We start from the raw sequence: 5,872 nt of genomic DNA on the forward strand, positions 1-5,872 counted from the left end.
GTGCAGCTGAGCCTGCGGCCCCCCGCCGCCGACCTGCAGCGGGAGATGACCGTGCCCGAAGGCGAACCGGCGCTGCTGTTGGTGCTAGCGGGGGGCGTGTGCCTGCACCACTGGCAACCGGCCCTGGAGGCCCTGCCCCCCCTGGCCCGCTTGCCCCTGGCCGCCCTGGCCCAGGGCCTGCCCAGCCTGCTGGCCCTGGCCCTAGGGCGCCTGGTGAGCCCAGAGCAGTGGCGCCAAACGCTCTACGGCCTCTTGCCCCTGGTTTGGGGGGTATTGCTGGCCCGGCACCTGCCCTTAGCCATGACCGAAGCGGGCCAACTGCTGCCGGTGACCCTGGGCCCCGCTTGGCCGGGCTGGAGTGCCGATCCCCATGTGCTGGCCTTTTGCCAGAGCACTGCTGTGTTTACGGGTGTAGGGGCCAGCCTGCTGCTGCTGAGAAGGATGTTGCTTGGCGAAGGCCGCCTGCTCTGGTGGGGCTCCGGCCTAGCGCTGCTTCTGGGGGCCGGCGGCCGCTGGCTGGTGGCGCTGGGCTAGGTCTGCACCCCCTCCAACTGGGCCCCATCCAATTGCGCCTCGCGCAGGTCGCTGGCGGAGAGATCGCAACCGCGCAGGTCGGCACCGCGCAGGTCGGCGGCGCGGAAACTGGCCTGGTACAGGCAGGTGCCGCGCAGGTCGGCCTTTTGCAGCTGGGCGCCACCGAACTGGGCAAAGCTGAGGTCGGCGCCCCGGAAATCCACCTGGCCCAGGTCGGTGAGTTGATCAAGGGCCGAACGGAAATCCACCTCAATCAAGCGGGCCTGCTGCCAATGGCTGTGGGGGGCGATCACCCCCCGCAGGCAGGCCCGGTGCAGGTAGGCCCCTTGGAAATCAGCCCCCTGGAGCCGGGCCCCGGATAGATCCGCCTCGTGCCATTGGGAACCCTGGGCCTGGCACTCAGACAAGTCTGCGCCCCAGAGCAGTGCCTGATGCAAACAGGCGTCATTAAGCAATGCCCCAGCTAGACGGCCATGGCCAAAACGACTGGCCTTGAAATCACCATTACCGAGATCACAGCCCGCCAACTCAAGATCAGCAAAGTTCACCTCCTCCAGCTGGAGACCGGGGAAGCAAAGGCGACCTTCACTGAGTTGTTGCCTCAGGCCATCAAGACTGGTGGGGAGCGGGGCGTTGCCGGCGTAATCCATCCAGCAACCTTGCCAGAAAAGGCTCAGAGCACCGACTGTAGAGCAGTCAGCTGCTGTTGCCGGCTGGCCTGTAATTGCTTCTCCGCCAAGGCCAACAAACGGAATACGCCGCGGTCGAATACCTGGTAATAAACAAGGCTGCCCTCGGGCCGGCGCCGCACCACCCCGGCGATCGTGAGTAGCTTCAGGTGTTTAGAAACCAAGGCCTGGCTGAGGCCAGTGGCTTCCACCACCGCTGTCACGTTGAGGGATCCCTGGCGCAGGGCCTCAAGCACAGCGAGACGGTTGGGCTCACTGAACACTTTGAAGTACTCAGCCAGGGCTTCCATCGGGCTAACGGGAGTGAATTCGCTTAACGCTAGCAGCGATCTATGGGTTGCCGGTAACGCTTTGAACATATATCCAGTATAATGTTTTCGTGATAATACGATGGCTATGATGAAGCTTCGATTCAGCAGGGTGCCCTGGCCCCGAAACTGGTTAAGTCGCAAGCCCGTTCTGGAGCGCCAGCACGATTGCCTCGAGCAGGAACTGGAGGCTCTGATCGCCGCCCATGGTGCTCAGGCCCCTGACGCAGAGTTGCAGCGGCGTTTCCTCAAGCTGGTGCAGCGATTAGGACTGCATTTGCGACTGGAAGAACGTTGGCTGCTTCCTGAGCACAGTCTCTGTTTCGGCCACCGGCTGGCCCACCAGGAAATCCGGGAATTTGTAACCCAGGAATTACCTCAATGCGAGTACGACCCAATCCAGCGGATGCAATTACTCATTGATGTACAGGAGTGGTTCCACAACCATCGCCATGGGATCGACGCAATCGATTACGCCCGGGCTAATGCCCAGCAGAAACAAGGCAAAAGCATTCGCCAATACTCCCCGTTGCTGCAAGCCCAGCGATGACCAGCTCCGCCCCCCATCTGCGCGAAGACCTGCTCACCCCGCGCTTCTACACCACAGAAATCGAGAAAGCCGCCAAAACAAACCTGGAGGGAGCGCGCCAGCGCTTTGATGCCCTCCTGGCTGAAATGCAGGCCGACCACAACCGCGACCATTTTGATCGCCGTGCCCCCCTCGATCGTCTCCAAGCCCTTAGCCAAGAAGAGAAAGAGGCCTACGAAAGCTATCTGGTGCGCTCCTGCGTCTCAGAATTTTCTGGCTTCCTGCTATTTAAAGAGCTCTCCCGCCGCTTGAAGGAAGCCCAACGGCCGGAAATGGGTGAGCTGTTTCAGCTCATGGCCCGGGATGAGGCCCGCCACGCTGGCTTCCTCAACAGGGCCTTGGTATTGGAAGGTATCGAACTCGACCTACCCCAGTTGAGCGGCCGCCGGCCAGTGACCTGGTTCCCACTCAGCTGGGTGCTCTACAGCGTTTATTTATCAGAAAAGATTGGTTATTGGCGCTACATCCTGATCAAGCGCCACCTCGATGGCCATCCCGGCAACCGTTTTGCACCGCTGTTTGATTTCTTCGAACCCTGGTGCCAGGACGAAAACCGCCACGGCGACATCTTCAATGTGTTGTTGCAATGCTGGCCAAAAATGACCCAAGGGCTGCGCGGTCAACTGCTCAGCCGATTCTTCCTCTGGTCGGTGTTTCTCACCCATAGCCTCACGGTGGCAGAACGCAGTGACTTCTACGAACTGCTTGGCATGGATGCCCGCCGTTTTGACGATGCAGTTATTGAAGCCACCAACCGCACCGCCCGCCAGGCCTTCCCGGTGGTGTTCAAGCTGAGCGACGATCGCTTCCTGGCCCACCGCGATGGCCTGGTGCATTGCTTCCAGCAACTGCAATCCCTGGCCACCCAAGACTGGTCGCTGCAACGTAGCTTCCAAAGCCTTGGCCTGAAACTGCAGTTTGCTGGCCATGCCATCCGCCAACTGTTCAACCCGATGGAAGCCAGCCAATGACGCACCACCCGCCGGTGGCCCAGGTATTCATCGGCTACGACCCCCGGGAACGGGTGGCGGTGAATGTGCTCACGGATTCAATCCAGGCCCATGCCAGCCTGCCGGTGCAAATCGCCCAGGTGCGCCTGGAACAACTGGGGTCCGTCTATCAACGGCCTCAGGATCCGTTGCAGAGCACTGCCTTTTCCTTCAGCCGCTTCCTCGTGCCCTATCTGATGGGCTACGAGGGCTGGGCCCTGTTCATCGATGCAGACATGCTCTGCCTTGCTGACATCGCCGAGCTCTGGGCCCTCCGCGATGAAAGCAAGGCAGTGCAGGTGGTTCAGCACCAGCACCAGTGTGAAGCTGGCCAAAAGTTCCAGGGGATGCCCCAAACCCCCTATCGGCGCAAGAACTGGTCGTCGGTGATGTTGTTCAACTGCAGCAGCTGCACCGCCCTCACTCCCACCTATGTGAACACTGCCTCTGGCCTGGAACTGCACCAGTTCCATTGGTTAAAAGATGCTGAAATTGGCGCCCTACCAGCCGAATGGAACGTGCTGTTGGACGTGCAGTCGATCCCCCCCGAAGCCAAAATCCTGCATTACACCCTCGGGGGTCCCTGGTTTGACGACTGCCTCAATTGCGCTGAAGCCGACCGCTGGTCTGAGGGCCATCAGCTGCTAAATGCCCCCCTCCATCCCCCCCTTGCCATCGCCCGATGACCGTCTCCACAGCCCCAACCATCGACTACAGCACCGAGGCCTACCGCAAGGCCTATGCCCTGATCAACGGGGTGGTGATCATGGGTGAAAACCACGCCGACCATCACTTCCGCCTGCTGGCAGATGCGATCCCCGCCGACCGGGAGGAACTACTCGCCTTGGCGGCAATGGAAGCGCGCCATGCCCGGGAGTTTGTGGGCTGTGGCCGCAATCTCAGGGTGCAGGCCGACATTCCCTTGGCTCGCAAACTTTTCCAACCCCTGCACGACAGCCTTACCAGTGCCCTAGAGCAGGGGGACCTGGTGCGTCCCCTGGTGATCCAGTGCCTGATCATCGAATGCTTTGCAATTGCTGCCTATCACTGCTATCTGCCGGTGGCTGACCCCTACGCCAAGGGCATTACCACCTGGGTGATAGACGATGAACATCTGCACCTCAACTATGGGGAGCAATGGCTGCAACGCAATTTCAGCAGCTACCGGGAGGAAATCGCTGAGGCCTGCCGCCGGGAACTACCCACCACCCTCACAATCCTGCAGGAACTCTGGTCAGACCTGGAGGCGATTGGCATCGCCCCCGAGGCACTGGTGGCTGAATTCAACTGTCTCTTGAACGATTCCCTGGGTGCGATCGGCTTTCAGCCCAAGGAAGTGATGGCGATCAGCACTTCGGCCGTCGCCCGCGCTCTAGCGCACCTCTAAACCGACTGGGGCGGCGGCGGGGGGCAGGCTAGCGGCCAGATCGTGGAAGCCCCACGGCAGGACCACATGCTCCAGCAGCTCCCCACCAAAGCGCACCTGCAGCCATACCAGCAGATGGGGTTCACTGCTGATCAGCAGTTCGAAAGGCCCAGTGGGTCGGAGTCCCCGCTGGGTTAGGGCATCGCGCAGCTGCTCACAGAACTGATCAGAGGACACAAACCAGAGATCCTGGCCGGCAGGCTCCTGGCCACGGATGCGCTCCTCAAACACCTCCCGCAACTGGCCATCGCCACTAAGACAGCCCGGGGGAGCAAAAAGCACGGAAGCGAGGCGGACAGAAATCATTTGTAAATCAACATGTCATTACTACGCTTTCATTATATCGTTAAACAAGTTGATTTTCTCCCGTGACTGCCTCCCACCCCAGCCTGCCGATTTCCATTCACGACCAGGGCCGTGCTGCCCTCGGCCCCCGCCTCCAAAAACTGCACCGGGTAATCGGCCCCGCCCATCGCGATGCCGAAGGCATGGTTTTCTCCCGCTCGCTGCTGCAAGGGGAAGCCACCCCCCTCCAGCTGGCCAGCCTGATCCGTGCACTGTTGCCGATCTACACAGCCCTGGAGACCGCTGTGGCCAACCTGCCCTATGGCCTTGGCCACAGCGGCATTCCCTGGGCCGACCTCTCCCGCCACCAAACCCTGGAGCAGGACGTAGCCGCCCACGCCGACGTGGTAGCCCACCACCCCGAGCTGGCTGAACTCGATGCGCTGGTGGAGACCGTGGTGACCAGCCTGACGACGCTGGCCAAGGAGTCGCCAGCCCGGTTCCTCGCCCATGTGTACGTGCGTTACGGCGGCGACCTCTCCGGCGGCCAGCAACTGGCCGTGCAAGCCAATGAAATCCTCGCCAAGGCAGGGCTACCCCCGGTGAACTTCTGGAATTTCCCGCGGCCAATCGCCGAGCTGAAGCAGGAATTGCACAACGGCATTGAGCAGTGGCCCCTCACCGACGCTGAAGAAGCCGCCCTGCTGGAAGAAGCCCCGGCTGGTTTCCGCCTCAATCAAAAGCTTCTACGCGCCCTTGCGGAGCTCGCCCCTGCCAGCGTCAGCACCACCGCTTAAGCATCGCCCAATTCCTAAACCTCGTCCCAATCAATCCCTATGGCTACGGCCACCCTGCCTCTAGAGCTGCTGCTGCGTCACGACCGCCCAGTGCCCCGCTACACCAGTTACCCCACCGCCCAGTCCTTCCACCCGGGGGTACAGGGCAGCCACCTGTTGGCGGAACTGGCCAAACCCAACCCAGCGCACCTGTCGCTGTATGTGCACCTGCCCTTCTGCCGGGAAGCCTGCTGGTTCTGCGGTTGCAACCGGATC

General features: G+C 61.4%; 9 protein-coding genes. 6 read left to right on the top strand and 3 right to left on the bottom strand.

Annotated elements, in window-relative coordinates:
• Positions 1 to 45 precede the first annotated feature (45 nt).
• The gene (locus tag KB557_RS08430; protein ID WP_255133208.1) at positions 46 to 534 is read left to right on the top strand and encodes a hypothetical protein; all 489 of its coding nucleotides are present in this window, start codon (positions 46 to 48) and stop codon (positions 532 to 534) included.
• On the opposite strand, the gene KB557_RS08435 is transcribed toward KB557_RS08430, so the two are convergent.
• The gene (locus tag KB557_RS08435; RefSeq protein ID WP_255133210.1) at positions 531 to 1,184 is read right to left on the bottom strand and encodes a pentapeptide repeat-containing protein; all 654 of its coding nucleotides are present in this window, start codon (positions 1,182 to 1,184) and stop codon (positions 531 to 533) included. The genes KB557_RS08430 and KB557_RS08435 overlap by 4 nt on opposite strands.
• Before the next feature lie 23 nt (positions 1,185 to 1,207).
• Positions 1,208 to 1,582 carry an ArsR/SmtB family transcription factor gene (locus KB557_RS08440; RefSeq protein WP_399218879.1) on the bottom strand — a complete coding sequence of 125 codons (375 nt, stop codon included), beginning with the start codon at positions 1,580 to 1,582 and terminating at the stop codon, positions 1,208 to 1,210.
• Between the two features lie 37 nt (positions 1,583 to 1,619).
• Between KB557_RS08440 and KB557_RS08445 the strand changes: the two genes are divergently transcribed.
• From KB557_RS08445 to KB557_RS08460, 4 genes are read left to right on the top strand one after another with little or no spacing between them, the layout of a single operon-like run.
• Positions 1,620 to 2,081, top strand: coding sequence for a hypothetical protein (locus KB557_RS08445; RefSeq protein ID WP_255133212.1), 462 nt, complete (start codon positions 1,620 to 1,622; stop codon positions 2,079 to 2,081).
• Positions 2,078 to 3,091 (top strand): magnesium-protoporphyrin IX monomethyl ester (oxidative) cyclase, encoded by a 1,014-nt coding sequence (gene acsF / locus KB557_RS08450; RefSeq protein WP_255133214.1) that lies wholly within the window; start codon positions 2,078 to 2,080, stop codon positions 3,089 to 3,091. The genes KB557_RS08445 and acsF overlap by 4 nt, the downstream gene beginning before the upstream one ends.
• On the top strand, positions 3,088 to 3,795 hold the full coding sequence (locus KB557_RS08455) for a glycosyltransferase (protein ID WP_255133216.1): 708 nt from the start codon (positions 3,088 to 3,090) through the stop codon (positions 3,793 to 3,795). The genes acsF and KB557_RS08455 overlap by 4 nt, the downstream gene beginning before the upstream one ends.
• Entirely contained in the window at positions 3,792 to 4,496 is a 705-nt protein-coding gene (locus tag KB557_RS08460) for an aldehyde oxygenase (deformylating) (protein ID WP_255133218.1), read from the top strand. The genes KB557_RS08455 and KB557_RS08460 overlap by 4 nt, the downstream gene beginning before the upstream one ends.
• On the opposite strand, the gene KB557_RS08465 is transcribed toward KB557_RS08460, so the two are convergent.
• Positions 4,482 to 4,817 (bottom strand): hypothetical protein, encoded by a 336-nt coding sequence (locus tag KB557_RS08465; protein ID WP_255133220.1) that lies wholly within the window; start codon positions 4,815 to 4,817, stop codon positions 4,482 to 4,484. The genes KB557_RS08460 and KB557_RS08465 overlap by 15 nt on opposite strands.
• A gap of 86 nt (positions 4,818 to 4,903) precedes the next feature.
• Between KB557_RS08465 and KB557_RS08470 the strand changes: the two genes are divergently transcribed.
• Positions 4,904 to 5,617, top strand: coding sequence for a biliverdin-producing heme oxygenase (locus KB557_RS08470; RefSeq protein ID WP_255133222.1), 714 nt, complete (start codon positions 4,904 to 4,906; stop codon positions 5,615 to 5,617).
• The last annotated feature ends 255 nt before the right edge of the window (positions 5,618 to 5,872 follow it).

Source organism: Synechococcus sp. Cruz CV12-2-Slac-r (genome assembly GCF_024346075.1).
Taxonomy (GTDB): domain Bacteria; phylum Cyanobacteriota; class Cyanobacteriia; order PCC-6307; family Cyanobiaceae; genus Synechococcus_D.